Consider the following 22,889-nt stretch of genomic DNA (forward strand, 5'->3'; position numbering starts at 1 on the left):
ATGGAAACTATTTCATCATTTAAAGCCTGCAATGCAGTTTTATATTCCTTTTGAGCCGCAATACGCTGATCATTGGAACCTTCAAACAACGATAAAGACTGTTCCCATACCAAGACTTCATCCTTCATGGAAAGTTGGTCCAGTGACTTCTTATCGCTGATAAACGATTTAATGCTTCCTAACAAATCTTTATATTTATTTTCGATTTCCTTCTTTTCATTTACTGCAAGTTTTGAACGGTCAGATGCAGCCTTTTCCTCCAGCTTCAAAATGCTCTCTGCTGCCTGGCTACGTAGTTTATAAATCTTCGCGATTTCGTCACTCGTTAAAGCACGTTTCTTACTAGCAGCTGTCTTCTGGATTTTGGCAATATCCTTGTTAGCCTTTTCGTTCGTGTTTTTAATGGCCTTCGCTAGGTCCTGGTCAATTTTTACGGCTTGGTCCTTGTAAGACTTTTTCACTGCCAGAATGCCATCTGTAACACTTTGCATCACTTGCTGATTGAGCTGTTCGGTGGATTTGATACCATTAGCAAGACCAATACCAACCCATTCGCCCAGTTCCATCATGACACGTGATGGAGAGTGAATGCCTAATACTTTTTTCGCCCAATCCGGGATACTCTGGGCTAACTCTTTCACTTTATCAACAACCGTATCTGCCATGGCCCCAATACCTTTAACAAGTCCGTTTATAATATCCTTACCGATTTGCATAAGGTTGATATTTTTAAGAAATGTTACGGCTTCGTTCCAAGTAGTAACAATTGCTTGTTTGGCATTCCCCATCAGCGTTTTCACGTTGGTGACAAAATTTTTAAAGAAATTGACGACCACCGAAAGAGTATTGCTTGTTAGATTCTTTATGCTGCCTCCCACACTTTTGAAAACGCCCAGGATGTTATCCCACATGCCTTTCATAAGACTGAGACCAGTTTTAGCGAGATTTGTAAGCAATGTACGTATACCACCAAAGAACGAAAGAGATATCCACCCAATAATTAATTGAATAGCGCCACTGAAGATATCTTTAATGCCTTCCCACATTTTGCCGAAGTCGCCGGTAAATAGACCACTGAATACTTTGACAGCACCCATAATGATATCGAGTGCCCCTGTAATTACTTGCTTTATAGCCGTCCACGCAACTTCAACGATAAACTTAACCGCTGGCATGATAAACTCAATAACGGCCATAATGCCCTTAAAGATATTCTCGGCCGCCTGTAAAATTTGCGCGCCCTCTGCATCCCAGAATCCCTTAATCTGAGCTATTTTTTCATCAATAAAAGAAGCCACCGCTTCAAATACGGTGACCGCCACATTTTTTATCGCTTCAAATACGGTGGTTAAATTATTTCGGAAGGTTTCGCTATTCTTCCACAATGCGACAAACGCTGCTCCTAACCCGGCTATGGCCCCGACAGCAATTAGGATGGGCGCTCCTATTGATCCGAATGCTGCAGCTAACACCGGCCATGCAGATATCAATCCGGCTATGGCAGGCATCAGGACGGCAAAGGCCCCTGTTAAAATACCAATAGTTGCGACAATAGCTACAATGGCTGCGCCTAACGTTGCATTTTCGGAAACCCATTTCGCTACGGAAGTGACTATTTCCGCAATGGCAATTAAGAGAGGTGCTAATGCTGTTTGTAAATCCGCAAAAGCCTGTCTCAATTGGGATGCTGGATCGGTATTTATACCCTCCATCAGTTGATTAAACTTTTCCTGATTTTGTACCGTTTGATCTTGAGCTCCGGCAAGACCTTGGAAGACAGAAATCATATTTTGTCCTTGGTCTTCCCATTTCGTACCAAAGGCTGCGGTCGCAATTTCATTTTTCAAGGTAGCATCTTCTATGCCATCTAGCCATGTGACCATTTCAGCCATAGCTTTAGCGCCTTCTACACCTCCGCCCGCAACTGACTTACCCCATTCTTGAAATTTCTTTGATGAGACATCAGTTTGAGATAAAAGTTCTCCTAATGCTTTAGGAACTTCGTTACCAAAGGCTTTCATTTGAAGATTAGCTTCTTTTACACCGTCATTTAAGTTATCAATATTCCATGTTTTTGTATCAATGCCGGCCTCGAAAATCGCTTGAATTTGAGCTGTATTGAATCCGATTTGCTTCATTTGCAAACCGTATTCTGCTGCTGTATCTATTTGTTCCGGTGGGAATCCTGCTTTTAAAATTGCGTTAGTTAATGCAAGCGCTTCTTGATTCGAAATTTCTAAAGCTGCAGCAAACTCGTTTACTTCCTGTACAAGCTCTACAAAATCAATCTGAGAATATGCTTTAGCGACTGCTCCAGCGCCTACAGCAATTGATACATTCATTTCATCAGATGCATCTTTATTTAGTGCCCATTGACGTCTTGTGCCTTCAAGCGCTGCTTCTTGGTCTTCGATGTATGCTGTAATGGTCTTTACTGTATCTCGAATAGTTGCTTTAGACTCTTCGGGAACTTCAAACGTGACATCGATTTTTGTTTTTAAACTTGCTACATCCAACGCCTGGTCAACAGCCCCTGCAATACCTCCGCCTGCAGCTAACCCACCTATAACCGTTCCTAATTGACTGCCCAAGCCTTCCACAGATTGTTCGGCTTCGTTAGCCGATTGTCTAATTCGATCTATGTCCGCCTGGATTTGATCTAAATTGGCCCCATTATCGACGTTTCGCAGGGCCTCACGTAATTGATCAATATCCACCTCTGCACCGACTGCTCGCTGACCGATTTGACGTATGGCCTGCTCGATCTGCGCAGTAGACGCTCGGCCCTCCTGAATAGCTCGTACTAAATCATTACCTATTGCATCGGCGAATTGATCTACGCTGGTACCTGTTGCATCGAATAACGTCTGTAAATGGCGTGTAGAGGTTTGAACCTGTTGTTGTTCCTGCTGCATGGTATTTAATTGATTTTGATAGCCAACTAAAGATTGTTCAGTTTGTTCTATTTCACGTCGGAATGCTCGATACTGTTCTTCTCCTATTTGCCCACTTCGGAATTGCGCTTCAACCTGCGATTGTCGCTGTTGTAGTTGCTGCAACTCTGTAGAAGTATCCTGAATAGAACGAGTTAACAAAGCTTGTTTTTGAGTAAGCAGTTCAACATTATTTGGGTTGAATTTTAAAAGCTTATCAATTTCTTTTAATTCGCTTTGTGTCGTTACAACCACAGTATTCATTTGCTGTAGCTCATTGCGAATCGCGTTAATGGAACCGCCGTTATTAATCTGGTTCAATACCCTGCGCATTTCATCAATATCTGTGCTAGCTCCAAGAGCTTGGCGCCCCATTAAACGTAAAGCACGTTCCATCTGGTCAGCGCTCGCTGTACCGTTCCGTATAGCCTGTGTAAGGCGTGTTCCTAACGTTCCTGCGAATTGTTCAACGTCTGTTCCAGTCGCATCAAAAAACGCCCCTAAAGAGCGTGTAGTTTCTGATAACCGTTGTTGTTCGGATTGCATGGAGTTCAATTGCCCTTGCAAGCTACGCATATTATTTTCGGTATTAACAAGCTCGCGTCTAAACGCCCTGTATTGTTCCTCGCCGATTTCACCGCGCCTAAACTGTGCTTCTACTTGCCCCTGTGCCTGCCGCAATACATGCAATTTGTCACTAGTTGCTTCAATTGATTGTGTTAAGAGCTGTTGTTTTTGTCTCACAAGCTCGACATTGCCGGGATCTAATTTTAAACCGCGCTCTACTTCCTTTAATTCGGTTTGCAAGTCCTTACTCTGCTTATTAACGTCTTTCAAGGCGTTCTCGAGACCGGTTGTATCGCCACCGATTTCAATCGTTATGCCTCGGATGTTTCCGTTTGCCATTTCCTCACCACACTTTTACATAAAATAAAAAGCCCGCAAATAAATGCGAGCTTTAGAAGCTGTCGAAATCGGCTTGAGAAGCCTTCCGAACAGCCTTTTTCTTTTTATTTGGATTCTTCATTTCGAAATATTCATCGATATAATCCAATGCCATACCGAACGTCATATTATCTAAATCTGTATGATCTAACCCGCACTCTTTACAGAGGACTAAAAAAGTTTCTGTAGAAATTCCTTCACTCTGCGTGGAGGAGGCCTCTACTTTTTTTTAGAGCCGATTGTTTTTATCAATAACTCTTGTAAAGGTTCGATGACATCTAAAATAGGAAACTCATCGAAAGAATCCAGCCAAGTGAAAGGTTCAGGGATTGCCGGATTAGCTGTTTTAGCGTATACCCAGGCGACATCGTAAAACATATTGAAATCAATATGATCACGCATCCATTCAATGGCCTGTTCCTCTGTCATGTTATCGAAATCAATATTCGCTACGCCCATTTTCATAATGTCTTTTAATAAATCACGTTGAAATTGCGCCATATAACGCTTTACAGCCGCTCCCGTTGATTTGAACGGAATTTCTTTACCATCTATCGTTAATGTAATTTCCATTTACTTGCCCTCCACAGATTTGATTAAGGTACCGGTGTTACTTCCGGGACCAATACTGATGAATACCATGCATTGTAAACAGCTGGAGCTGTCTCAACAGTAGTGGAGCGTTTTACAATACCCTCTGCTGTCGGTGCTGCAACGAATGATAATTCTTGTGTACCTGGTTCCGTCGTATCCGTTTTCGTTTCACCGGACATGCCAGGGCGTGAAACTGTTACGTTGTATAGAGCATGACGAGTAGCTTTCACATCGCCATCAAACTCGAACAACAAAGCAATACGCTTCGGTTTGGCATTAGAAGTTTCTGTTAGGATGCCATCCTCACTTAACTCATCACCTAATACATCCACACGGAATGATTGAATCAAATTAGCGACTGTCAGTGTGCCTTCGTAGCCGCTATTTGTGGAAGTCGTGTAGTACACGCGATCATCGGCATAGAAGTCTGATTGCTCACCTCGTGGATCTAGTGTGATTGCTGTAGCACCCGGGAAGTGAATCGGCGTTCCATAAGTCAATGTCCCGTCTGCTCCCTCAGTGACAACTGCATAGTAAACATTCTTAATACCAAATTGCACTTTGTTTTCTGCCATAATATATAGCCTCCTAATTGATTAATTTTGTTGAAAATGTGCATTTAAAAACTCCCTCGTCTTCGATGAAAATTTCATCGTAGCTCCAAGGGAGTTCGTTTTCTTTTAACATATCTTTGATTTTCTTCTCAGCCTCTAAATTTTTTGTGGTCGTGTACAGCTCGATATCTACATAAGTCGATTCTGTTAGAACCGTATTGTCTGCTGCAAAGGTATCGCTACTCACGACTAGATAACAAATGAAAGGCAATGGCTGGGCGCTCTTAAAATGGGAATATGCCGTAGGATAGATGGTGTTCAACTTCTGCGCCAACTGTGGTAGTGTCAGCTTCATTGCCGCGCCGCCTCCTCTACCTTACGGGTAAATTCTTCAACCATTTCCTCCTCGACAGGCTTCATGTGAACTATTGGATCAACACGACCGCCGTTAACCTTGGCATGACCCTTCTCAAGCAAATGAGTAAGTTGATAAATCTTGTTGTAAGTAACCCATTTCGTACCAACTTTTTTCATCCGCCAACCTTTAGAGTACGTACCGCCTTTAACTTTTCGTTTCGGACTAGTCTGTTTTAATTTTTGTACACCCTGCTCAGATACTTCCTCGCCAGCTTCATCAACCTTTTCTTTCACTACATTTGCATAACGTTGCAATTGACGTGTGATTTCAGATGCCAGGTTATTGATATTTGTCATCTACCCACGCCCTTCCGCTACAATCGTGACCGTTTGATTTATGAAATCATCATTCATCGCACTCTGTACGTCGTAGGTAATTCCATTGTGGACGACCTCGAATGTCGTTTTCTCTGCTGCAATAAATTCATCGAGAGACTTTGCATATCGGACTACAAATCGGACTGTGTTTTCCGTTTGCTCTTTGGCCGCTGCGATAAATTCGCTGCCCTTCAGCGTCTTGGTCATAGCCCAGTAGTATCCGTAATCTTCAAAGACCTCAATTTCCTGCAGCAACTCATCGACAGTCGTTGTACGCTTGCGAATTAATATGCGATGACGGTACAAGCCACTATGATTGTTTTCATTGTATTTAAATTGCTTCATTGCCTTCGCCCTCCACAGATGAGGAAGAGGATTCAAGCGCCTTGGCGATGCTCAAATTATTGATTTGAGTTAAAAAATTCTCATGGAAGTATTCAAGCGCATCATTGTAAACATACCGAGAACGCTCGAAAACAAGCTCTTTAAAACGTCCGCTAGTGTTTATATCATAATCACCGCAAACGTCCTGTAAGTCCTCTAAAGAGGCTTTTAAGATGCGTCTTAAATTGTCATCCTCATCATCACCAAGCCTCATCCGCAACTTAAATTCCTCGATAAGTTCCTGTGTAATTACTTCAGCCATTTAGATCACTCCTTGTCTTTAGGAGCTACTTCCTCAATAAAAATTTGCTCATACTTGTTTTTCTTCGTCGACAATTCTTCCAGTCGCGCTTTAGTCGCTTTCTTGCCCTCCGCAGGATAAATATCACCGACCTCGTACACATGACCATCATGCTTTGTTTCCTTGAATCGTCTCACTACTTTGTATTCAGGCATTTATATCCCTCCTATAAATAATTGAAGACCCCTTAAATTAAGGAGTCTCTACTACCGGTGCTGCGTTAAAATCAATATTCAAGTCATAAACCAAAGCAGCTTTATTATCGCGTGGTTCCCCGTTTGCGAATTGTTTAAGTGTGTAAAGTGTTGCATCTTCAATTGCTAGCGTTTGATCAAACTTCTTAATCTTCACACCACCAGCTAAACGAGCAGCATAGCGACCTTTAACAAAGAATAAAGCTTTATTTGATGGGATTTGATCAGATTCTACAACTTGAATGTTGTAAGGTAATGCTGTTACCCATGCGCCGTTAGCTGTTTGAATTGTATTACGGAATTGTACAGCTAAAGCGTCAGTTGGATTTACAACCATTACAACTTTTCCTGCCACTTTAACTTTCTTTCCTTTTGAATCAGTAGATAATGCAGAAACGACATTATATAATTCGCCTGCTACTACTTCCCCGCGCTCTGAAGGAGCGAATGTTAATGTGCCAGAAGATACTTTGTCAGTAACGGCACCCTCTGCACTAACATCTTTCATAAGTCCGATTGGCTCTTTCTGAGTTGCTCCGCGACCATTTACAAAGCCATACTCTAAACCAGTTGAATATGACTCTACCAAAAGAGTACGAACGTATTGTTCAATCCATACTGGACCAAGTTCAAGCATGTCATTTGGAATAGCAGCAAACGCCGTCAATTTAAGTTGACCAACCTCTTTATCACTGAAAGCTGTAGATACTTGACCAGCGATACCCTCGAATAGATTACCCCATGCAAAAGCTTTTGTCGGGTCAGAATCAATATAACGAGTAACCGCCCCCAAGTCTTGAAGACCAATTGCAGCAAGTAATGGATGTTCGTTTTCCAGATCTTCAAACACACGATTAACAGTTGTTTTAGGCAGGATAGTATCATCTGAAAAACCACCGCTAGTTACAACGGCATTGAAGAATTTCATTTCCTCTGAAGTTAGAACGTTTTGTCCGCGTTGTTGCAAAACTGAACGGTCTAACATTTCATTATTTACTTGTGCTGCAACCGCATTTGTAACCTCTGTTTGTAGTACATCGAAATAATTTTCGAATGCTTGCGTTTGTTCTTCTTGAGTAGCAGCTTCATTTGCCAATACTGACGTTAATTTTGCTTTCGCATTTTGGAAAGCTTCTGATTTGTTAAATTTAATGACCATTTTTATATTCCTCCGATTTTTAGATATTTAAAAAAGCCTTGCGAACATCGTTATTTTTAACAGATGCTACAGGCTTTTCTGGTTCCTTGTTTTTCAATTGATCTAACTCAGTTTGCATTGCTTGCATTTTTGCATTTAAATTTGTGATTTCTTCATTGTCCTCCACAGTTGATGAAGCAGAGGATGTGGCAAAGCCAATTTCAATGGCTTTTTGAGCACCAAACCAAGTTTCAGCATCAACCATATTACGAATTTCTTCTCGACTAATATTCGCTTTTGTCATGTAAATGTCTATGATACCTTCTTCGAGTTCATCTAAAACATCAGCTTCTTTACGCATTTCCGTTTTAGTTCCCCAAACAAGTGAACTCGCTTCATGAATCATAACCATAGCACCTAAACCTATGTTTACTTCATCGCCTGCCATCATTAATACAGAAGCAGCTGAACAAGCCCAGCCATCAACATTGATTATGACTTTACCATTATGCTTTTTCAATCGATTGTAAATTGCAATTCCATCGAACGCATCGCCACCTGGGGAGTTAAGATTAATTACGATATCACCACTAATAGATTTTAAAGCATTGTCAATGTCTGAAGCCGAAACCGAATCTTCCCACCATGAATCACCGATGATACCGTAAATCGTAATTTCAGTAGCATTCGTTGCTTCGTTGTGGAAGGTCTCAAATTTACGTTCTACTTTTTGTAATTGTTCAATGTAGGACTGGTTTTTAAATGTTTTAAAATAATCTTGTTTTGTAAACTTACGCATTATTCATTCTCACCTCCTCCTGATGAATTCATTTCTGTATAGTTCTTTGTAATGTAATGTTTGTTCAAGTTATCATCCTCCGAAGGTTCCCATCCAGCTTCTTCTCGAATTTCATTACCTGTAAATGCACCACTCGAAATCAACTTGTCGACACTATCTGCAATATCGAAAATGCTTTGATATGAAACTACTTTTACGTCTAAATGAGTGCCATTTAAGTAATCTTCCTTCTCGATAAACTTCGCATTAACTTCATCCTTGATTTTTTTGAGGAAAGGTTTAATAGTGAATGTGAGATAGTTCTGCATCTCGCCACTTATGTCAGCCATTTCGCCATAAAGTAATCCGGTCGGGATGCCGATTGCCATTGCCACTTTATCTAAGAAACCATCTGTTACTTTGTTTATTTCATCTACAGATTGAATACCATTACCACTGCCACTATAGTGTTCCTTGTATTCAAACCCTGGTTGTTGGGGAACGATAGCAACTTCCTTTTCACCAATAGCCCCGTACATTTTGTTAATAAATTCTTGAAGCCTCGACATGGATTCTTTGTTTTTTGAAGTATTGGCATCTACATTAACGGTTGAACGGATTTGATTTTTACGTTTTTGTGAACCTAAAATACGACCAAATAAATCACCATAATCTTTATAAAGGCTATCGATTAATGGTGTAAGATTTTCATTGGTGTAACGTAAATGCATAACTTCACTTTGCTTAAATGTTCTTTTAAACTCGTAATCTTTTACAACTACCTGAGTAAAAGTATCTTCAAAAACTGCGTACTCGGTATGTGTAAATGAATCTGCTATAAGCAAATCTTCATCATCCGACTGGATAATCAAGCATTCATTTTCGTGGATCAATTTATCAACAACTGTTTGCCAAAAGGTTGATGCTGTTTGATTTTTATTAGGCCGTACATTTAAGCGATAGTACAATTCATCCTTTTGATACTTGCCATTTTTCTTCAATCGAAATTCCGACTGGGCAATAGTTCGTGCTAAAAAAGAAACGCATGTATTGATGGCTAACTTTTTCATTTGTATTCGATTGGATGTTTCTTTAAAAATATCAAAATCGAATAAGAATTCTATCTCACTATTCCGTTTAAAAACTGCATCTAAAAATCCCAATTTCTCACCTCCCTCTTAAAAATCAATGTCAGCAAATGCAAAGCTGCTTCCCACACTGATTTCATCAGCTCTATACATTCCATGTACAAATGCCTGGAAACCATCTGTCTTACGTTTAACCGGCTCTTTCTTTTGATATTCTTTATTGCCGCGCTTATCGATAGTGACCAGAACGTTGTTTGTATACCAGCGCATCAAAGGATTATTGCCGAATAAAATTTTATGATTAGCAAAAGCCGTTTCGATTCGTGGTGCTAACAAACTGTGGATGGCACGTGGATTCTTAATTACTTCCACTTCAAATCCTTCCGCTTCAAATAATGGTTTTAGAATTTCCATTCGGAAGTTATCTGCGATGATTTTTTTGATTACATAGTGTTCTCGCATATCTACAAACCATTGAACAATTATGTGAGGGTCTATCGTAGGGCCTTCCACAACCGAAAGTAACCCCTGTTCTTCCCACTCACGGATAGGAGCCAGCTTCTTTTGGTTTTTCAAATTGTCATTTTGCTTTTTCGAATACGCATAATGCTTGTCTACAAATTCCTTGCGCACATAAGAATGAGTTTTGAAGAGATAATTTTCTTCTTCATCTCTGAATAAAAGACCGCATGCAGCAAAGTCACGAATAGAAGCGTAATCTAAACAGCCGATACATTCTTCATTAAGAAGGTCAGGCAGATCACGATTAGTTGCTTCGATTTCTTCCCAAGTTGCTACCGATTTTTCTAAATCAACTTTCGGTAAGTTCATTCTCTTTGTCATAAACTCTTCAAAGTTGGATGGATCTTCTTCCAGCTCTTCATACTCTTCATAAATCGTATCGAAAAGACCTTGAGCATAATCGCTACGTGGTTCACACAACATCGGATTTGCTTTTTCCCAAAGTTCAGGACTATCCATCTCGGATTCATCATCTAGCTTGCAGATAAATGGGAACAATGAATTCCAACGCGCTTCACCATTAAGAACTTTCATAGCTTTTTCTTTCAACTTGTCCAGGAATCCATCACGAACGTATCCGTCTGTTCCTATGTAGAACTCTCGTGGATTCGGTTTCTTACCAAGACCAGATATATGAACGCGTACATCTTTGTTATCCTCATACTGATGGATTTCATCAAAGATAACGGCACCGTCTCGCAGTCCATCTTTTGTTCCGCCATTAGATGTCCTGAAAGTGAATATCGAATTAGTTTTCTTTGAAACAATTTTGGTCAAGGTTGCTTTGAACGCTCGCTGCAGCACCTCATATTTCTTCACGCATTTATAAGCTTCATCAACGGATGTCTTTGCCTGCTCCTCACTATTCGCTACAATCGAAATGTTGTAGTCATCGATACCGTGCAATTCGCTGATAAGAAAATTTGATATAACAGTAATCAAACCGTTCTTACCGCCACCGCGTCCGAGCATCCAAAGGAATTTACGAAAGACCACACGGTTGTTCTTTTTCCAAAATAAAAAAACGAATGCTATTAAGAATCTTTGGAAGGCAGTCAAGGGGAAGTACCACTTCTCACCAAATGCAATACAATTCTCAATCAGTTCGTCATCAAAATAAACTTCATCATTATTGAGGATGTTCTTTTGAACAAACTTGATTAATAGCTTTCGTTCTTTGTTTAGTTTTATTTGTCCCGTCTCATACAGACGGATATATTCATCTACATATTTTTGACTGTTCAAATTAAATCACTAGGTTCGTACTCACCTTGTTTCCCTTCCACAGATGCAGATGAAGGGGACGGCACTAAATTTCCATTAATGAAGTTAATGCTCTTTTCCAAAGCGATCATTTGTGAATTTAATTTGCTCTTCTCATTCATAGCTGGATGCGCCTTAATAAATCGTTGGGATCCATTTTCAATAGTTATGGTTGCCCCTTCTTTTTCAATCGCTTCATTACAGGCCATATCCAATTCGCGTAACTTGATATACCGATTCACTTTATCAACTTCGAGTAAATCATCTGTATCGATCCTCGCTAGAAGCTGCTCTTTTAATTGATCTAACATTTCAGCCATCTTACCCCCTCCCCCCTATCTGCACCCCTTACGTGCGCGAATTTATAAAAAACATTTGCGAGTTAGGCCCCGCACCGGTCCCCATTTGAAAAAATTTTTTAAAAAGTTTTGACCCGGGGGTACAATTATTTTTGCAATGTTTCTTTTTCCGTTTGAATTTCTTTTAGTTTTTCTTCTTGCTTTGCTAACATTTCTTTTGTATAAGCAATGGACTCCTTTACTTCCTGTTCTTCCATGTTTAGAAATTCAATTCGATTGTCTACTAATCGTTTTAAATATGGATTCATATCTATTCTCCTTTACCATTTTTCGTCATCCCAATTAATTCCCTTTGTTGCTTTGCCATCGAAACGATTGTGTCGTTTGTTATGATGATGTTTGCATAGCGTCCTGAGATTTTCTAAGTCGTATGCTAATTCGGGATAATCTTCTATCTCTTTAACGTGGTCAATCTCTAATGTCGCTGCATCTTTGTGAGTAACCTTGCCATCCTTCTTACACCATTGGCATTCATGATTGTCACGTTCTAATGCAAGTTGTCGTAACTTCTTCCATCCAGTTGATTTGTAGAATTTACGTTTCTGTTCGATGGTTTTGTATTCAGACATCAAGCATCACTCACTGTTGGTTCATCTGGAATAACATAAGCTTCACCACAATCATTGCAAATACGTTTTGCGCATATGACTTCATCTGTTCCACTATTTATAAGACTTTCATCTACATATCTTGTGCATCCACAATCACATTGCCATTCATTTTCAATAGCTTCGAGTTCCCTCGCTAATTGTTTGGCGTGCTTTGCGATTGCTCTTAACTTACGCGCCATCTTTGATGAATCAATATCGATTGAATGTAATTTCATTTCCTCTTCACCTTCCCTCCACAATTACTTTAGTGAACCACTTCGTTTTAATTCCCTCATACAAGATATACTCCCTCGTATGTGCCCGAGAATATAGCAGAACAGACAAGACAGGAATATTAATAAAGGTTCCATACGTTATCCCTCCACAATCATTCGTTACAAGCAATAGATTTATTCGCCCACATCACTGCTTGCTCTAGGTTTGTTTGAGCAATAGACTTCTCATGGCTATCTGGACATAGTTCATCAAGCATGTGTGCCAACTCTTTAGCTTTATTTCTGATAGCTTCATATCGTTGTGGTTGGTCGTTCTTTGGTGCGTGATATGTGAAACTATTTTCTAATTCAGAACGGATGTAATCTTTCGGTACTATGCCACCATTCATTAAACATGGTGCGCAATATTCGGTTATTGCTTTGTTGTTACACTCTGGATAGTTGAAACATTTATTTGTCATCCTACTTCCTCCTAACCTTTCCGTTTACTCTGTGATACCTATCCCGATTCGTTCCCATTAACTCCTCAACCTCACGCCTCGTTAAACGCTCTTTAAATTGCTTGTGAGAGGTTTTAATATTTGGATGATGATTTATACCATTTGATAGTTTAGTAAGCTCAGAACGAACGCTAGGCGTTAATAAATCGAACATACGCACGGTGTTCACCTCGACCTTCCGTAAACATCTTCATAATCCCTCTGAAGTACTTCACGCGCTCTTTCGATGTCTTGATTGATTTCTTTGAGTAAAGCTTCATCAGAACGTAGTTCAGCAGCTTGTCTTACTGTTAATTCGCCAGTATGTGTCGTTGCTTTCTTGTGTGCGATAAAATGTTCTAACGCATTACGTTCAGCCATTAATTGCTTGTAGCTACGTTTTACATTGAATCTACTCATGACGTTCTCCTCGCCTTCCACAGATAATGATATTGGTAAGGCGCCCAACAGGAATCGAACCTGTATCTCATGGTCTATAAACATAGCCTTGCTCTGCCATTGAGCTATGAGCGCATAATAAAAAGCCCCACTCAATTGAGCGAGACTTTGGTGTATTACGGTAGTTTGGGTAAATCCCAATAATGAAATTGTGGATAGTAAATATGTTCGTTATCTTCAGGCACAATATATTGATTTGATTCTCGTTCATATCTCTTACATAATTTTTGAACCTCTTCTTCTGTCCCTTCAAAATAACCAATTACTAATTCGTCTGTTACGAAACGTTCATCAAAATTACCTTGATTGACCATTACTCCGGTCAACTTGTAAATTAAATAAATTTTATTTTCCACTCAAGACACCTCCAGTTTATCTATCATTGTAAAGGAGCCAGAGTTTAATAGCATTAATACATTTTTGCTCACCATCCCACGAGTGAAGAAGCTTGTGTGTAAATACGCGCGAGATAGTGAGCTGTATGCAAAAGACTACAATATCATCATATAATGGATTTTCAATAGATTCATTAATTTCATTTTGATTTAATGAAAATTAAATTAACGAATCATGTAACGAAAGAAGTAACCTATTTTTTTCCGGAATGCTCATTAAATTTCTCCCCAAGATTTAAGATATTCCTCAATTTCTCGGATGAGTTTTTCATGTTCGTCATCTAAAGTGAACTCACCTTTTGCGACGTTACTCCAAAAATGAATCATCTTTAATTGCTCTAAATTAAATTCCATATCGTCACCTCGTTACTTCGCAAAATTGTTTCTTATACCGACAACTCATCCAAATACCCGATAGTCTTCATCAGTGCAGCGTGCTTATTGTAAACAGTGCCCTTGCTGTATCCGATATCGTCTGCGATTTCATCAAATGTTTTTCCTTCAATGTAACGGCCGTATAATATCTGGTGATCTACCTGTTCAAATTTCTGTACCATACGTTTGATATCGTGGAGATCATTCATTTTGTATGCAAGTTCCCATTCAATACGTTCGATGTGTTCTTCCAGTTTTGCTCCGTCTGATTCGGCAGTCAATTTTACATTTTGCAAATCACCGGAAACAAAACGGTCTAAATGTTTTTTAGTACGCTCCAAATTATTTTCGAGATAAATGATATCCATTTCAATTTCCCGGTAATCTTTTAGCCATGCAAATTTACTCATGTTGATGCCCTCCACAATTATTAGTAGCCGGTTAGCTGTCGTTCATGATTAACCTTATTCTTATCAAAATAGGCTTGTTCGATTTGTTTCCATGTGAGGCCGAGTGATTTCCCGAGTGAAAGAAAAACTATAAGCAAACGTTCGTAGTTTGATAACCACTTATTCACGTAAAAATGGGATACTGCTAAAAACGCTTCACTAAATTGAATTTCTAGTGATTCATCACTATTTAATAAGTCCACTTTTTCAAAGGTCCAGTCCTTTTCAACTCCAATACTTAAAATGAAGTGTAAGCAATCTACGTATTCTTCAAGAAGTGGATTTTTTTCTATAAATCCTTCCCCTTTACAAAATTCGCATTCCCATTCAGCTGGACCGTCACTCTTTCTCCCAGCATACTGAAGATTTTCAATCCACCCCGTTCCTTCACACGCATGACATTTTACTTCTTTATTCGTCCGTGGCTTCCGGTCATTGCTCCATTTCTTAAACCCTCGCCATTCATTAGCGCACTCGCCTAGTTCAACCTGCAACGCAAGCACCTTCCAGTCAAGATTGTCCTGCCCTTTTAATTCTTCATGCTTATCTAAAATATGTTGGTCAAGTGTACGCTGCATATCATATAGTTTTTGAATGTTCATTTTTAGCCTGCTTTCTATTTTTATTGTCATTCATGAGATGCCGGCGAATCGCGTCTATTCGAACGCGACTGCCGTTTGTTTCAATGAGATATTCAAGCTCGTCCAGTAATGCCTGCCGACTTTGATTACTCATCATCTTCATCATCCTCCAGTAGGATAGCGATTTTATACCCACCCCGTTCACCTGTTCCTCTTTTCTGATAGGATGGAGCAGACCAGAATCTAATGGTTTGAGGCCGTACATTGAATTTTTCTGCCAATTCTTCAGCCGTGCCGATACCTAGGAGCTCATCCCCTTTATAAACGGCGTATTCTTTCATTTCGCTTTCTCCAACAGTTCAGGGTTTTCGTGGATGTTGCCGATAATCTCAATGTCTTCATCATGTTCTGCTAAATAAGATGTATTGCCACCTTCCTCAATGACATCGAACATAGCATTTTGAAACTTCACAGAACCTTTAATTCGACCACTGTAGATCCTTACGATATCCCCCTCAAAAATCTCCTTGCCGTTCTTATCTTTGAGGCCTGTGTATTGCATAAAAACCATATCTTCTTGTGGTTCCGTTAAAATCGTATACATTGCATAAAATTCTTGATCCATATCCACCAAATCTTCATGCGAAAGCATTTTATTTTCCAACCATGCTCTAAATTTAATCTCCCTCATTACTGCACCATCCTCCCATATTCCATTACCTGCATATATTCTGATTTATAAATCCCGTGTAGTTCGCATGTTTTACCGACTCTGCGCCAGCCACGTCTTTCGTGATCTTTTACATATTTGCGTAATTCCTTTTCATTTCTCCCCTTGACCACTTTGCGATTTGGAGTGCTCATTTTGCTTCCTCCAATTCAATTAATTTCTCAAGTGATACAATAGCTTTCTTTAAATCATTAATGTTCTTTCCGTTCTTCCTGCCATAGCGCGCAATGTATTTAATAGCGTTGATTCGATGGAAACCAATCACTTCATCTTGGTTAAAGTTTTCATCAGCGAAGGCCCACACATCAATTGAACCAGAGTGATAATGTGCTGATTCCGGTCTTTCATTCATTAAAAAACACCTACCTTTAGGTAATGTCTTGCCTGGTAAAGAAAATGATGATAGATCCAGTTACCGGTATATTTTTTATCCAGATATACGATTTCGAAATTGTAACGAGCTTTGAAACTGTTCAACAATCCTAATAATGATTCGGGTTTATATTTAGAACGATATTGACCTCTTATCATTTTTCCGTAGCCGTCCTGGTCCTCCACAATTAGAGTGAAGGGAATGTCCTTTGAACGGATTAATTCATTTTCAAATGCTGTCTTTGTATCCTTTTGAAGATTTCCTGTGATTTCATCTATATGTGCTTTGCGTTCAATACGGCTAGACAGGTAAATATCCCTTTTGATGCCCAACTCTTCGTTTGCCGGAATCATGCAGCCATAATCGCCTGTTTTTAATCCTCGAATAAGATACGGGATTTTTTTCTGTTGGAAGTATGAAAGAATATGGTCGTTTACTTTTTCACGGGTATCAATGATGATTGTGAGTGTATTTAGGATTGCATCGAGTTCTTTGGCGTTGTATTGGTAATGGATCACTCGGCAACACCTTCTAATAGTTCAGGGTTTTCGTGGATGTTGCCGATGACTACAGAATCATATATTCTGTGTTCGTCATACAAGAAGGTGTATTCATCACCATTTTTCAACCAATAGACGCAATCCGCATAAACCACTTCGCCTGTAAACGCTTGTCTTTGGTTATACAAATCTCTGTAGTTTTGCTGAACAATATCCCCCTCAAAAATCTCCTTGCCGTTCTTATCCTTGAGACCTGTGTATTGCATAAGCACATACCTATTTTCATTGGCGTACTTCATAAAGTGACCACCATGCACATTCCATACATCTTTTTCATCATCCGTGTAACCCTTTATCGTGTTAGGTTCTCCGTTGAATTTATTAAATACTAATTCGTGTACAGGAAAAATTTCCTTCAGTTTCTTATCCCACGCTCGAAATTTAATCTCCCTCATCATTAAGCCCCCTTCTTGAAATAAACCTTCGCCCGGTCGTACAGCGCCTGCTTCAATTTATTTGATTCTTCATTTTCGTATTGTCGAAAGTCATCATAGATATTCTTCCAACCGTTTCTATCTAATGCCTTGCACCAACGATCAAGCATATCGAGTGATTCAAGGTCATTACTTAACCATTCATTTATTTTTTGATTGCTTTGCCATCCACAGAAGAGATGGAGCATTTTCATTATCGTTATATCGACAGCTTCAGCCTGCTCCCATGAAGCGAACCATTTTTCAATATCCGGGAAAATCGGCTCTGCAGCTTTCAATACTTCTTCAGGTATCTTCTTGGCATTTTTCAAGGCCAATCGATTATCCGATTCATCCCTGTAAATTTCAGCACCGGATTTCCAAATTTGTGAGAGTACCATTAATACTTGCATTTGAGTAAATACACATCCTTAAATTGCAAAATACCTCTTGTACCTCTGCATTTTCCGAATCCGAATTTGACCATTTCTTTATTAAAAAGAATAAAAGTCAAAGGCTTAACGGAATGCATTTCGCAATATTTTAAATAACGTTCATATATTTCTTTGGCTGGTATATTTGAAAACTTTACAGTCCTGATATTTTCGTTTAGGAAATTTTCCATATTCTTCAACACCTTTCGGTTACTGAAAAACAACTGCAATTACCTATGAGTTACTTTTCGAATAAGCCTTAAACCTTACAGTCTCAAGGGTTTCGAGCATTTAGTTACAAAAGTTACTGCTCTAGGGGTATTACTGCTCCTAATATATATATTTTTATTTTTTTATTTTTTTTATAAACTCCCCAAACAATAACTAAAGTAACTAAAACACTATCAAACTCTATTCAAACCCTTGATACCATTGAGTTTCTACGTAATTTTAAAAGAGTTACTTTTTAACTCTTCCTTCTGATTTTCATCGTTTTTCAGTAATTCTTGTTGCGAAAAACTACTTTTGCGCTCCGTTAAAGTAACACCATGGACGAAAAATTTATTTCCTGCCCCTCGTTCACGCTTAAATCCTTGTGCTTCGAGTGTCCGATAAAATTTTCGATTTGGTAATGCATGCTCCCCATTTTGATAGCACCAATCGGAATAAACTTTGTATAATTCCTTCGCTTCAATTTTTTGAGATTCATTTTTATAACAACGTTCGAATAAAAATGGTCCTAGAATATCCATATCCTCTTTATAATCGCCAGTTGCCTTCTTAACGACCTTCGGCTCCTTCAACCCCGACTGCTGCCATTTCAAGCAGCCTTCAATCGCCCAATTCAATATTCCTGGCATTTCAAGCGATAATTTTTCAGGTAGCCTTTTGTCTCGCTTATCAGGTGGGAGATTCAAATTAAATGGAATGAGTTTTACACGACGCCAAATCCCTTCATCGACTCCCTTGATCACCGGCTTATGATTCGTAGTAAAGAAAACTTTAAATTCCGGAATAAACTCGAAATACTCCTGGCGTAGGAAGCGAGCAAGTACCGGTTCTCCACCTGTAATTTGTTTTACAAATGCTTCGGATAGTTGTTCGCCATCTTCCGATTCGATAGCTGAAACGAACCGACTACCTACCAATCGTGCGATGTCATTATTGGCTCCGGTCTCTTTTTTCTTAATAAAGGTATCCGACTTGGCCTGCTTACCGTACTCGCCCATCAGGTCCTTGATGGTATTGATGAATGTTGATTTCCCATTGGACCCTCCACCGATTAGGAAGACCATAATTTGTTCCGATATTTCACCAGTCAAGCTGTAACCGATTAATCTTTGCATGTATTCAATGAGTTCCTGATCCCCTTGAAATATTTGTTCAAGGAACGCCAGCCATGTCGGACATTGAGCTTTTTCTTCAAATACGATATTCGTAATTTTGGTTAAACCAAGCTCTCGATCATGAGGCTGCAACTTACCATCTTTTAGATTGATTACACCGTTTTCTACGTTGAATAAATATCTATGCTGATCAAACTGTTCACGTTCACCTGGCACCAACGGCATTAAATCCTTAATACTATTCATCCGGATGTTCCGGCGTTCGCACATACGCGCCCATTTCTGCTCGGCTTCATCCTCCGACTTGTACATGCCACGTAGAACCTTATTACAAATGCGTTCAATTTCTTTTTTGTTATCGATTTTCCAACGCTTACCGTCCCAGATCATCCAGCCCATATCCGATACATATTTGATGACATGGCCGTATTCGTGCGCGATGCGTTCAGCGTTCCCCAACTCGGTTAATCGAAACTTTTTCTTTGGTTCGGCCGGCTGTTCCTCCACTGCTGCATCACCACTGTGGAAGTCAAAAGAAAACTCGGCGTACTCGGCTTCATTCTTATGGTCCAACACAGTGGTAGTAGTGGAAGTAATAGCTTCTGCAATCGTTCGCTCGCCGTATGTTTCTCCCGTCGAATGATGGATGATATCCCATTTGTCACGCATAAGACCCGTTTCTCGAAACATAGTGTCCATGCGAGTGGCTGACTTCCCTGTGAAGAACGCTAAATGATTACATAAAGCTATATCTGTAGATGAATGGTCAGGTTCGCCTTTGTTGTCTGTTTTAATAATTTGTCCATCATACATAGCCCGAATTTCATCACCGTTTTTGGAGCGAAACATTTTCTCCCAAAGAGCTTCATTCGAAAGTTTAATTTCATCTTTCTCGAACTCAGCAAGATTGACGCGCCCTTGGATGTCGCTGTCGTCAAAATATTTTTCGAACACTTCCCCGAGCTCTTCCGTTCGCTCATAGATACGATCGTTGCTTTCAACGTTTCCAGTGAAACTGAAATACCGACCGTATGAGTAAATTTCTAATCCGTGCTTTACATTTTTACGTCCAGTACCTAATACAGACTGTGGAAGGCCACCTTTAATGATGATGTGCAGCCCGTTTCCAGATGGAGAAAATTCCGTATAGGAATCAAGCGTATCAATGATTTCCGTTGCAAAGGTGTTCGGTTTGCCATCCACAACACACTTATCGATATCGATGCCGATGTAATTGTCCTGGCGACTGAAGACGAAGCCGATTCCGTCATAACCACCATTCATGTAGAATTTCACGGCTGTTGCGAATGTGGACCATGTACGGCGATCATTTGAACGTGCTTCATTGCCATCTACTTGATATGGAATTTTTGTATCTTTACCATTGCGCTTTTCTTTCTTCCACAGAATCCATTGGGGCAGCGCCTTTAATTCGCTGGGTATGTCATTAAAATTAATGTTGTTCATTTCATCACCTAATCGTTGATGCCTTTATTTTTCAAAAATTGTCTTTCGTTCTCGTTTCTATCGAACTCCCGAATTTTATTAGTAATATGATGCCACTGTGCAATTTCCGTAGCATTTAAAATCCGTGTAAGCTCGTCATGACGTATCATTGTTTTGCTATTGCTCGTTGTGAGTACAAATGATTTATTACGTTTCGACATGCAATCACCTCGTTTTTGAATATAAGAAAAGAGAGCCCCAGAAAAAGAGCTCTCTATTTAGTTTTATTTAGAACGGTAAATCAGAATCGCCGACCGTAATTGCTGGCCCTGCTGATTGTGGAGGATTCACTTTTGAAGCATCGTAATACTTCGCTTTAGCAGCCTTACGCTTTTCTCCATCCTTCGTATATTCTTCATGCTTCACTGTGATTTCTAGGTGTTTATTAAACAGCTGCTGCGCCATTTCTTGTGGTGAATTGAATACATGGTTATTAGAGAAGCCACATGCTTTCAATAAGCTGTTCACGATTTTGACTGACACTTCATGTTCGAAAGTGAAGGTATTGTATAGAATTTTTGCGCCTTGATGATTTTGATTAACATCACTACGAATCTCAAAGTCCACCGATAATTTTGGTTTACCAGCCTGTGTATTACCTGCCTCTGCGTTTACAATGACTGCCTCGTATTTACCTTCTGCAACTAATTCAAATGCTGTTGAAGCGTTAGATTCATCAAATTTAAAGAATGACATATATTATTTCTCTCCTTCTGTGGATGGCTCATAGCCGATTTTGAAAATATTTTCTTGTGCGCATGCCTTACGCCCATCAAGTTGATTTTTGGCGTAAATGTAATCGGACGGCTGTAGGATAAATCCTCGTTTTTCCGTCTCCGGATTGATCGTTAATCGTCCCACTACCTGGCAAAGCCCCATAAAGTTATTCCGGATCTTCTCACGGATATCAGGGTAGGCCCGGTTGATTTGCTGTCCGCTTGGCAAGTCCCATTTATCTGTTGTTTCCCATGCAGTAAAGACAATCCGTTTTCCTAATGTTTGAATGAAACGGGCACTGTCCATTAGGAAGAAGTCAATCTGTTGATAGTTCCCTTGGGAAGGAACTCGATTGTTATTTCCGTTACGCCCCAAGTTGGCTAACATTGAACGAACTAGCTCGGAGACGTTATCGAAAAATAAAGTATCGTATTTCGATAAGTCAGCATTTCCTAACCATTTCAGCAGCTCGTTCCAAGCTTCCCAAGCGTTGTATGTGTCGAATTTCACGACATCGATATTGGCATTTCCTTTTAACGGCGTTTCAGAACGGTCGATTGGAATGTATAGCGTCTTCCCTTCCAGATAATGCGCCGTATGTGTTTTGCCGATTCCCGGATTAGCGTATAGAAGATACGTACTTGTGTCCTTTTGGATATCAGCAGCGTTTGTAATTTCCATGCCTTCCACACTCCTTATCTATTAAAATGGCAAGTCCGATTCTGTAGCTTCAACCTGAGGTGTTTCACCTTCTATCTCCTTTTCGAATTGGATGCTATCCGGATCAAATTCTTCTTCCTGCTGCTCGACTTCATCCATATTCATTTGGCCGTCTGGAACATCGCTTTTTTCAGGGCGTTTCTCCATTTCCTCTTTGGCCGTACTATGCGTAAATTCCAAATCCACAAGGTAGTAAAAACCTTTTGAATTATGCTTTTCATGGATTTTTTGCATTGTTAATAACTCATTTTCTTTAGCTTCAGCAACTACTTCCTCGGCCTCTTTATGTGTATCTGCGTACCAACGAATTTTTTCATGCAATAATTTTTTTGCCATTTACTTTGTTACCTCCAGTGGGAAATTTAAGTACGCATCCGGACCGACGATTTCAAGTGCCTTCGCGTCATATGCCTTTGCTGCTGATATTTCATCATGGTAACGGCCTACCGTATATCGCTTGCCTTTGTGCGATAACATAGCTCGCCATTTATTCGCCTTTTTATCCCAATGGACGCCACGGTATCGGCTTGATCCGTAGCCTTTCCCAGGGATAGCTTGAGGAAGAATAGCACCCTCTCCAACTTCTTCTACAACAACGGTAAATGTTGTTTTAGTCAGCGTGTCATGCGCATCGATGCCGATGACCTTCTTACCTTCACAAAATTCATTTATACTTCGTAATGTCGCCTCTACTCCCAGCAGGCGATTACATGTAAATACTTCAGATTGTCTGCTCAT

37 protein-coding genes and 1 tRNA gene are annotated in these 22,889 nt (G+C 39.8%); all 38 read right to left on the reverse strand.

Features of this window, described 5'->3' with window-relative positions:
* Positions 1-3,839, reverse strand: a 3,839-nt coding sequence (locus BOD01S_RS18540; protein WP_063180375.1) for a hypothetical protein, incomplete at its 3' end; no start/stop codon positions are given.
* A 258-nt stretch (positions 3,840-4,097) separates the two neighbouring features.
* Positions 4,098-4,451, reverse strand: coding sequence for a hypothetical protein (locus tag BOD01S_RS18545; RefSeq protein ID WP_036150252.1), 354 nt, complete (start codon positions 4,449-4,451; stop codon positions 4,098-4,100).
* Between the two features lie 23 nt (positions 4,452-4,474).
* Positions 4,475-5,047 (reverse strand): major tail protein, encoded by a 573-nt coding sequence (locus BOD01S_RS18550; protein ID WP_036150251.1) that lies wholly within the window; start codon positions 5,045-5,047, stop codon positions 4,475-4,477.
* A 13-nt stretch (positions 5,048-5,060) separates the two neighbouring features.
* Positions 5,061-5,381 (reverse strand): hypothetical protein, encoded by a 321-nt coding sequence (locus tag BOD01S_RS18555; protein ID WP_052124660.1) that lies wholly within the window; start codon positions 5,379-5,381, stop codon positions 5,061-5,063.
* A complete protein-coding gene (locus BOD01S_RS18560; protein WP_063180392.1) occupies positions 5,378-5,731 on the reverse strand; it encodes a hypothetical protein in 354 nt (117 codons plus the stop codon). Before BOD01S_RS18560 ends, BOD01S_RS18555 begins: the two co-directional genes overlap by 4 nt.
* A 9-nt stretch (positions 5,732-5,740) precedes the next feature.
* Positions 5,741-6,106, reverse strand: coding sequence for a phage head closure protein (locus BOD01S_RS18565; protein ID WP_036150249.1), 366 nt, complete (start codon positions 6,104-6,106; stop codon positions 5,741-5,743).
* Positions 6,093-6,407 carry a hypothetical protein gene (locus BOD01S_RS18570; RefSeq protein ID WP_036150248.1) on the reverse strand — a complete coding sequence of 105 codons (315 nt, stop codon included), beginning with the start codon at positions 6,405-6,407 and terminating at the stop codon, positions 6,093-6,095. The genes BOD01S_RS18565 and BOD01S_RS18570 overlap by 14 nt, the downstream gene beginning before the upstream one ends.
* Positions 6,408-6,412: 5 nt before the next feature.
* Positions 6,413-6,601, reverse strand: coding sequence for a hypothetical protein (locus BOD01S_RS18575; protein ID WP_036150246.1), 189 nt, complete (start codon positions 6,599-6,601; stop codon positions 6,413-6,415).
* A gap of 37 nt (positions 6,602-6,638) precedes the next feature.
* Complete coding sequence (locus tag BOD01S_RS18580) at positions 6,639-7,799, reverse strand: phage major capsid protein (protein ID WP_036150244.1); 1,161 nt, start codon at positions 7,797-7,799, stop codon at positions 6,639-6,641.
* Positions 7,800-7,818: 19 nt separating this feature from the next.
* The gene (locus tag BOD01S_RS18585; RefSeq protein ID WP_036150242.1) at positions 7,819-8,577 is read right to left on the reverse strand and encodes a head maturation protease, ClpP-related; all 759 of its coding nucleotides are present in this window, start codon (positions 8,575-8,577) and stop codon (positions 7,819-7,821) included.
* Positions 8,577-9,719, reverse strand: coding sequence for a phage portal protein (locus BOD01S_RS18590; RefSeq protein WP_036150240.1), 1,143 nt, complete (start codon positions 9,717-9,719; stop codon positions 8,577-8,579). The genes BOD01S_RS18585 and BOD01S_RS18590 overlap by 1 nt, the downstream gene beginning before the upstream one ends.
* A 15-nt stretch (positions 9,720-9,734) precedes the next feature.
* Positions 9,735-11,411: a terminase TerL endonuclease subunit gene (locus BOD01S_RS18595; RefSeq protein ID WP_036150238.1), complete on the reverse strand. Its 1,677-nt coding sequence runs from the start codon at positions 11,409-11,411 to the stop codon at positions 9,735-9,737.
* Complete coding sequence (locus BOD01S_RS18600) at positions 11,408-11,749, reverse strand: P27 family phage terminase small subunit (protein WP_233153214.1); 342 nt, start codon at positions 11,747-11,749, stop codon at positions 11,408-11,410. The genes BOD01S_RS18595 and BOD01S_RS18600 overlap by 4 nt, the downstream gene beginning before the upstream one ends.
* 125 nt (positions 11,750-11,874) lie before the next feature.
* Entirely contained in the window at positions 11,875-12,036 is a 162-nt protein-coding gene (locus tag BOD01S_RS23065) for a hypothetical protein (RefSeq protein ID WP_156116994.1), read from the reverse strand.
* A 12-nt stretch (positions 12,037-12,048) separates the two neighbouring features.
* Positions 12,049-12,357 (reverse strand): HNH endonuclease, encoded by a 309-nt coding sequence (locus BOD01S_RS18605; RefSeq protein ID WP_036150237.1) that lies wholly within the window; start codon positions 12,355-12,357, stop codon positions 12,049-12,051.
* The gene (locus BOD01S_RS18610; protein ID WP_036150236.1) at positions 12,357-12,614 is read right to left on the reverse strand and encodes a hypothetical protein; all 258 of its coding nucleotides are present in this window, start codon (positions 12,612-12,614) and stop codon (positions 12,357-12,359) included. The genes BOD01S_RS18605 and BOD01S_RS18610 overlap by 1 nt, the downstream gene beginning before the upstream one ends.
* A 152-nt stretch (positions 12,615-12,766) precedes the next feature.
* A complete protein-coding gene (locus BOD01S_RS18615) occupies positions 12,767-13,075 on the reverse strand; it encodes an Acb2/Tad1 domain-containing protein (RefSeq protein ID WP_233153212.1) in 309 nt (102 codons plus the stop codon).
* Positions 13,076-13,279: 204 nt separating this feature from the next.
* Entirely contained in the window at positions 13,280-13,513 is a 234-nt protein-coding gene (locus BOD01S_RS18625; RefSeq protein WP_082800131.1) for a hypothetical protein, read from the reverse strand.
* Positions 13,514-13,552: 39 nt separating this feature from the next.
* Positions 13,553-13,627 (reverse strand) — tRNA-Tyr (locus tag BOD01S_RS18630).
* Between the two features lie 41 nt (positions 13,628-13,668).
* The gene (locus BOD01S_RS18635) at positions 13,669-13,908 is read right to left on the reverse strand and encodes a hypothetical protein (RefSeq protein ID WP_036150122.1); all 240 of its coding nucleotides are present in this window, start codon (positions 13,906-13,908) and stop codon (positions 13,669-13,671) included.
* 255 nt (positions 13,909-14,163) lie between these two features.
* Entirely contained in the window at positions 14,164-14,301 is a 138-nt protein-coding gene (locus BOD01S_RS23070) for a hypothetical protein (protein ID WP_156116987.1), read from the reverse strand.
* A 32-nt stretch (positions 14,302-14,333) separates the two neighbouring features.
* Positions 14,334-14,732 carry a phage protein gene (locus BOD01S_RS18640; protein WP_036150123.1) on the reverse strand — a complete coding sequence of 133 codons (399 nt, stop codon included), beginning with the start codon at positions 14,730-14,732 and terminating at the stop codon, positions 14,334-14,336.
* A gap of 20 nt (positions 14,733-14,752) precedes the next feature.
* The gene (locus BOD01S_RS18645; protein ID WP_036150125.1) at positions 14,753-15,373 is read right to left on the reverse strand and encodes a dUTP diphosphatase; all 621 of its coding nucleotides are present in this window, start codon (positions 15,371-15,373) and stop codon (positions 14,753-14,755) included.
* Positions 15,351-15,509 carry a hypothetical protein gene (locus BOD01S_RS23075; protein WP_156116988.1) on the reverse strand — a complete coding sequence of 53 codons (159 nt, stop codon included), beginning with the start codon at positions 15,507-15,509 and terminating at the stop codon, positions 15,351-15,353. The genes BOD01S_RS18645 and BOD01S_RS23075 overlap by 23 nt, the downstream gene beginning before the upstream one ends.
* Positions 15,499-15,693 carry a hypothetical protein gene (locus BOD01S_RS18650; RefSeq protein WP_036150127.1) on the reverse strand — a complete coding sequence of 65 codons (195 nt, stop codon included), beginning with the start codon at positions 15,691-15,693 and terminating at the stop codon, positions 15,499-15,501. Before BOD01S_RS18650 ends, BOD01S_RS23075 begins: the two co-directional genes overlap by 11 nt.
* Entirely contained in the window at positions 15,690-16,043 is a 354-nt protein-coding gene (locus BOD01S_RS18655) for a YopX family protein (protein ID WP_036150129.1), read from the reverse strand. The genes BOD01S_RS18650 and BOD01S_RS18655 overlap by 4 nt, the downstream gene beginning before the upstream one ends.
* Positions 16,043-16,216, reverse strand: a complete 174-nt coding sequence (locus tag BOD01S_RS23080; protein ID WP_156116989.1) for a hypothetical protein — start codon at positions 16,214-16,216, stop codon at positions 16,043-16,045. The genes BOD01S_RS18655 and BOD01S_RS23080 overlap by 1 nt, the downstream gene beginning before the upstream one ends.
* A complete protein-coding gene (locus tag BOD01S_RS18660; RefSeq protein WP_036150131.1) occupies positions 16,213-16,434 on the reverse strand; it encodes a DUF3310 domain-containing protein in 222 nt (73 codons plus the stop codon). Before BOD01S_RS18660 ends, BOD01S_RS23080 begins: the two co-directional genes overlap by 4 nt.
* Positions 16,434-16,973, reverse strand: a complete 540-nt coding sequence (locus tag BOD01S_RS18665) for an ERCC4 domain-containing protein (RefSeq protein WP_063180384.1) — start codon at positions 16,971-16,973, stop codon at positions 16,434-16,436. Before BOD01S_RS18665 ends, BOD01S_RS18660 begins: the two co-directional genes overlap by 1 nt.
* Positions 16,970-17,413, reverse strand: coding sequence for a YopX family protein (locus BOD01S_RS18670; protein WP_081977843.1), 444 nt, complete (start codon positions 17,411-17,413; stop codon positions 16,970-16,972). The genes BOD01S_RS18665 and BOD01S_RS18670 overlap by 4 nt, the downstream gene beginning before the upstream one ends.
* A complete protein-coding gene (locus tag BOD01S_RS18675; protein WP_036150172.1) occupies positions 17,413-17,841 on the reverse strand; it encodes a hypothetical protein in 429 nt (142 codons plus the stop codon). The genes BOD01S_RS18670 and BOD01S_RS18675 overlap by 1 nt, the downstream gene beginning before the upstream one ends.
* Positions 17,829-18,053 (reverse strand): primase-like DNA-binding domain-containing protein, encoded by a 225-nt coding sequence (locus tag BOD01S_RS24010; RefSeq protein ID WP_036150174.1) that lies wholly within the window; start codon positions 18,051-18,053, stop codon positions 17,829-17,831. The genes BOD01S_RS18675 and BOD01S_RS24010 overlap by 13 nt, the downstream gene beginning before the upstream one ends.
* A gap of 249 nt (positions 18,054-18,302) precedes the next feature.
* Complete coding sequence (locus tag BOD01S_RS18685) at positions 18,303-20,675, reverse strand: phage/plasmid primase, P4 family (RefSeq protein ID WP_036150176.1); 2,373 nt, start codon at positions 20,673-20,675, stop codon at positions 18,303-18,305.
* Positions 20,676-20,683: 8 nt separating this feature from the next.
* A complete protein-coding gene (locus BOD01S_RS18690; protein WP_036150178.1) occupies positions 20,684-20,875 on the reverse strand; it encodes a hypothetical protein in 192 nt (63 codons plus the stop codon).
* Between the two features lie 67 nt (positions 20,876-20,942).
* Complete coding sequence (locus tag BOD01S_RS18695) at positions 20,943-21,410, reverse strand: DUF669 domain-containing protein (RefSeq protein WP_036150180.1); 468 nt, start codon at positions 21,408-21,410, stop codon at positions 20,943-20,945.
* Positions 21,411-21,413: 3 nt separating this feature from the next.
* On the reverse strand, positions 21,414-22,112 hold the full coding sequence (locus tag BOD01S_RS18700; protein ID WP_036150182.1) for an AAA family ATPase: 699 nt from the start codon (positions 22,110-22,112) through the stop codon (positions 21,414-21,416).
* A gap of 21 nt (positions 22,113-22,133) precedes the next feature.
* On the reverse strand, positions 22,134-22,487 hold the full coding sequence (locus BOD01S_RS18705) for an organic solvent tolerance protein OstA (RefSeq protein ID WP_174523106.1): 354 nt from the start codon (positions 22,485-22,487) through the stop codon (positions 22,134-22,136).
* The gene (locus BOD01S_RS18710; protein WP_052124654.1) at positions 22,488-22,889 is read right to left on the reverse strand and encodes an AP2 domain-containing protein; all 402 of its coding nucleotides are present in this window, start codon (positions 22,887-22,889) and stop codon (positions 22,488-22,490) included. It abuts the gene before it with no gap.

It is taken from the genome of Lysinibacillus odysseyi 34hs-1 = NBRC 100172 (assembly GCF_001591965.1).
Lineage (GTDB): Bacteria > Bacillota > Bacilli > Bacillales_A > Planococcaceae > Lysinibacillus_B > Lysinibacillus_B odysseyi.

What these genes read in the sequence shown, in the direction of transcription:
- BOD01S_RS18545 (WP_036150252.1), bottom strand. Translation starts at nt 4,451, where the DNA reads ATGGAAATTACATTAACGATAGATGGTAAAGAAATTCCGTTCAAATCA.
- BOD01S_RS18550 (WP_036150251.1), bottom strand. Translation starts at nt 5,047, where the DNA reads ATGGCAGAAAACAAAGTGCAATTTGGTATTAAGAATGTTTACTATGCA.
- BOD01S_RS18555 (WP_052124660.1), bottom strand. Translation starts at nt 5,381, where the DNA reads ATGAAGCTGACACTACCACAGTTGGCGCAGAAGTTGAACACCATCTAT.
- BOD01S_RS18565 (WP_036150249.1), bottom strand. Translation starts at nt 6,106, where the DNA reads ATGAAGCAATTTAAATACAATGAAAACAATCATAGTGGCTTGTACCGT.
- BOD01S_RS18570 (WP_036150248.1), bottom strand. Translation starts at nt 6,407, where the DNA reads ATGGCTGAAGTAATTACACAGGAACTTATCGAGGAATTTAAGTTGCGG.
- BOD01S_RS18575 (WP_036150246.1), bottom strand. Translation starts at nt 6,601, where the DNA reads ATGCCTGAATACAAAGTAGTGAGACGATTCAAGGAAACAAAGCATGAT.
- BOD01S_RS18580 (WP_036150244.1), bottom strand. Translation starts at nt 7,799, where the DNA reads ATGGTCATTAAATTTAACAAATCAGAAGCTTTCCAAAATGCGAAAGCA.
- BOD01S_RS18585 (WP_036150242.1), bottom strand. Translation starts at nt 8,577, where the DNA reads ATGCGTAAGTTTACAAAACAAGATTATTTTAAAACATTTAAAAACCAG.
- BOD01S_RS18600 (WP_233153214.1), bottom strand. Translation starts at nt 11,749, where the DNA reads ATGGCTGAAATGTTAGATCAATTAAAAGAGCAGCTTCTAGCGAGGATC.
- BOD01S_RS23065 (WP_156116994.1), bottom strand. Translation starts at nt 12,036, where the DNA reads ATGAATCCATATTTAAAACGATTAGTAGACAATCGAATTGAATTTCTA.
- BOD01S_RS18605 (WP_036150237.1), bottom strand. Translation starts at nt 12,357, where the DNA reads ATGTCTGAATACAAAACCATCGAACAGAAACGTAAATTCTACAAATCA.
- BOD01S_RS18610 (WP_036150236.1), bottom strand. Translation starts at nt 12,614, where the DNA reads ATGAAATTACATTCAATCGATATTGATTCATCAAAGATGGCGCGTAAG.
- BOD01S_RS18615 (WP_233153212.1), bottom strand. Translation starts at nt 13,075, where the DNA reads ATGACAAATAAATGTTTCAACTATCCAGAGTGTAACAACAAAGCAATA.
- BOD01S_RS18625 (WP_082800131.1), bottom strand. Translation starts at nt 13,513, where the DNA reads ATGAGTAGATTCAATGTAAAACGTAGCTACAAGCAATTAATGGCTGAA.
- BOD01S_RS23070 (WP_156116987.1), bottom strand. Translation starts at nt 14,301, where the DNA reads ATGGAATTTAATTTAGAGCAATTAAAGATGATTCATTTTTGGAGTAAC.
- BOD01S_RS18640 (WP_036150123.1), bottom strand. Translation starts at nt 14,732, where the DNA reads ATGAGTAAATTTGCATGGCTAAAAGATTACCGGGAAATTGAAATGGAT.
- BOD01S_RS18645 (WP_036150125.1), bottom strand. Translation starts at nt 15,373, where the DNA reads ATGAACATTCAAAAACTATATGATATGCAGCGTACACTTGACCAACAT.
- BOD01S_RS23075 (WP_156116988.1), bottom strand. Translation starts at nt 15,509, where the DNA reads ATGATGAGTAATCAAAGTCGGCAGGCATTACTGGACGAGCTTGAATAT.
- BOD01S_RS18650 (WP_036150127.1), bottom strand. Translation starts at nt 15,693, where the DNA reads ATGAAAGAATACGCCGTTTATAAAGGGGATGAGCTCCTAGGTATCGGC.
- BOD01S_RS18655 (WP_036150129.1), bottom strand. Translation starts at nt 16,043, where the DNA reads ATGAGGGAGATTAAATTTAGAGCATGGTTGGAAAATAAAATGCTTTCG.
- BOD01S_RS23080 (WP_156116989.1), bottom strand. Translation starts at nt 16,216, where the DNA reads ATGAGCACTCCAAATCGCAAAGTGGTCAAGGGGAGAAATGAAAAGGAA.
- BOD01S_RS18660 (WP_036150131.1), bottom strand. Translation starts at nt 16,434, where the DNA reads ATGAATGAAAGACCGGAATCAGCACATTATCACTCTGGTTCAATTGAT.
- BOD01S_RS18670 (WP_081977843.1), bottom strand. Translation starts at nt 17,413, where the DNA reads ATGATGAGGGAGATTAAATTTCGAGCGTGGGATAAGAAACTGAAGGAA.
- BOD01S_RS18675 (WP_036150172.1), bottom strand. Translation starts at nt 17,841, where the DNA reads ATGCAAGTATTAATGGTACTCTCACAAATTTGGAAATCCGGTGCTGAA.
- BOD01S_RS24010 (WP_036150174.1), bottom strand. Translation starts at nt 18,053, where the DNA reads ATGGAAAATTTCCTAAACGAAAATATCAGGACTGTAAAGTTTTCAAAT.
- BOD01S_RS18685 (WP_036150176.1), bottom strand. Translation starts at nt 20,675, where the DNA reads ATGAACAACATTAATTTTAATGACATACCCAGCGAATTAAAGGCGCTG.
- BOD01S_RS18690 (WP_036150178.1), bottom strand. Translation starts at nt 20,875, where the DNA reads ATGTCGAAACGTAATAAATCATTTGTACTCACAACGAGCAATAGCAAA.
- BOD01S_RS18695 (WP_036150180.1), bottom strand. Translation starts at nt 21,410, where the DNA reads ATGTCATTCTTTAAATTTGATGAATCTAACGCTTCAACAGCATTTGAA.
- BOD01S_RS18700 (WP_036150182.1), bottom strand. Translation starts at nt 22,112, where the DNA reads ATGGAAATTACAAACGCTGCTGATATCCAAAAGGACACAAGTACGTAT.
- BOD01S_RS18705 (WP_174523106.1), bottom strand. Translation starts at nt 22,487, where the DNA reads ATGGCAAAAAAATTATTGCATGAAAAAATTCGTTGGTACGCAGATACA.
- BOD01S_RS18710 (WP_052124654.1), bottom strand. Translation starts at nt 22,889, where the DNA reads ATGAGCAGACAATCTGAAGTATTTACATGTAATCGCCTGCTGGGAGTA.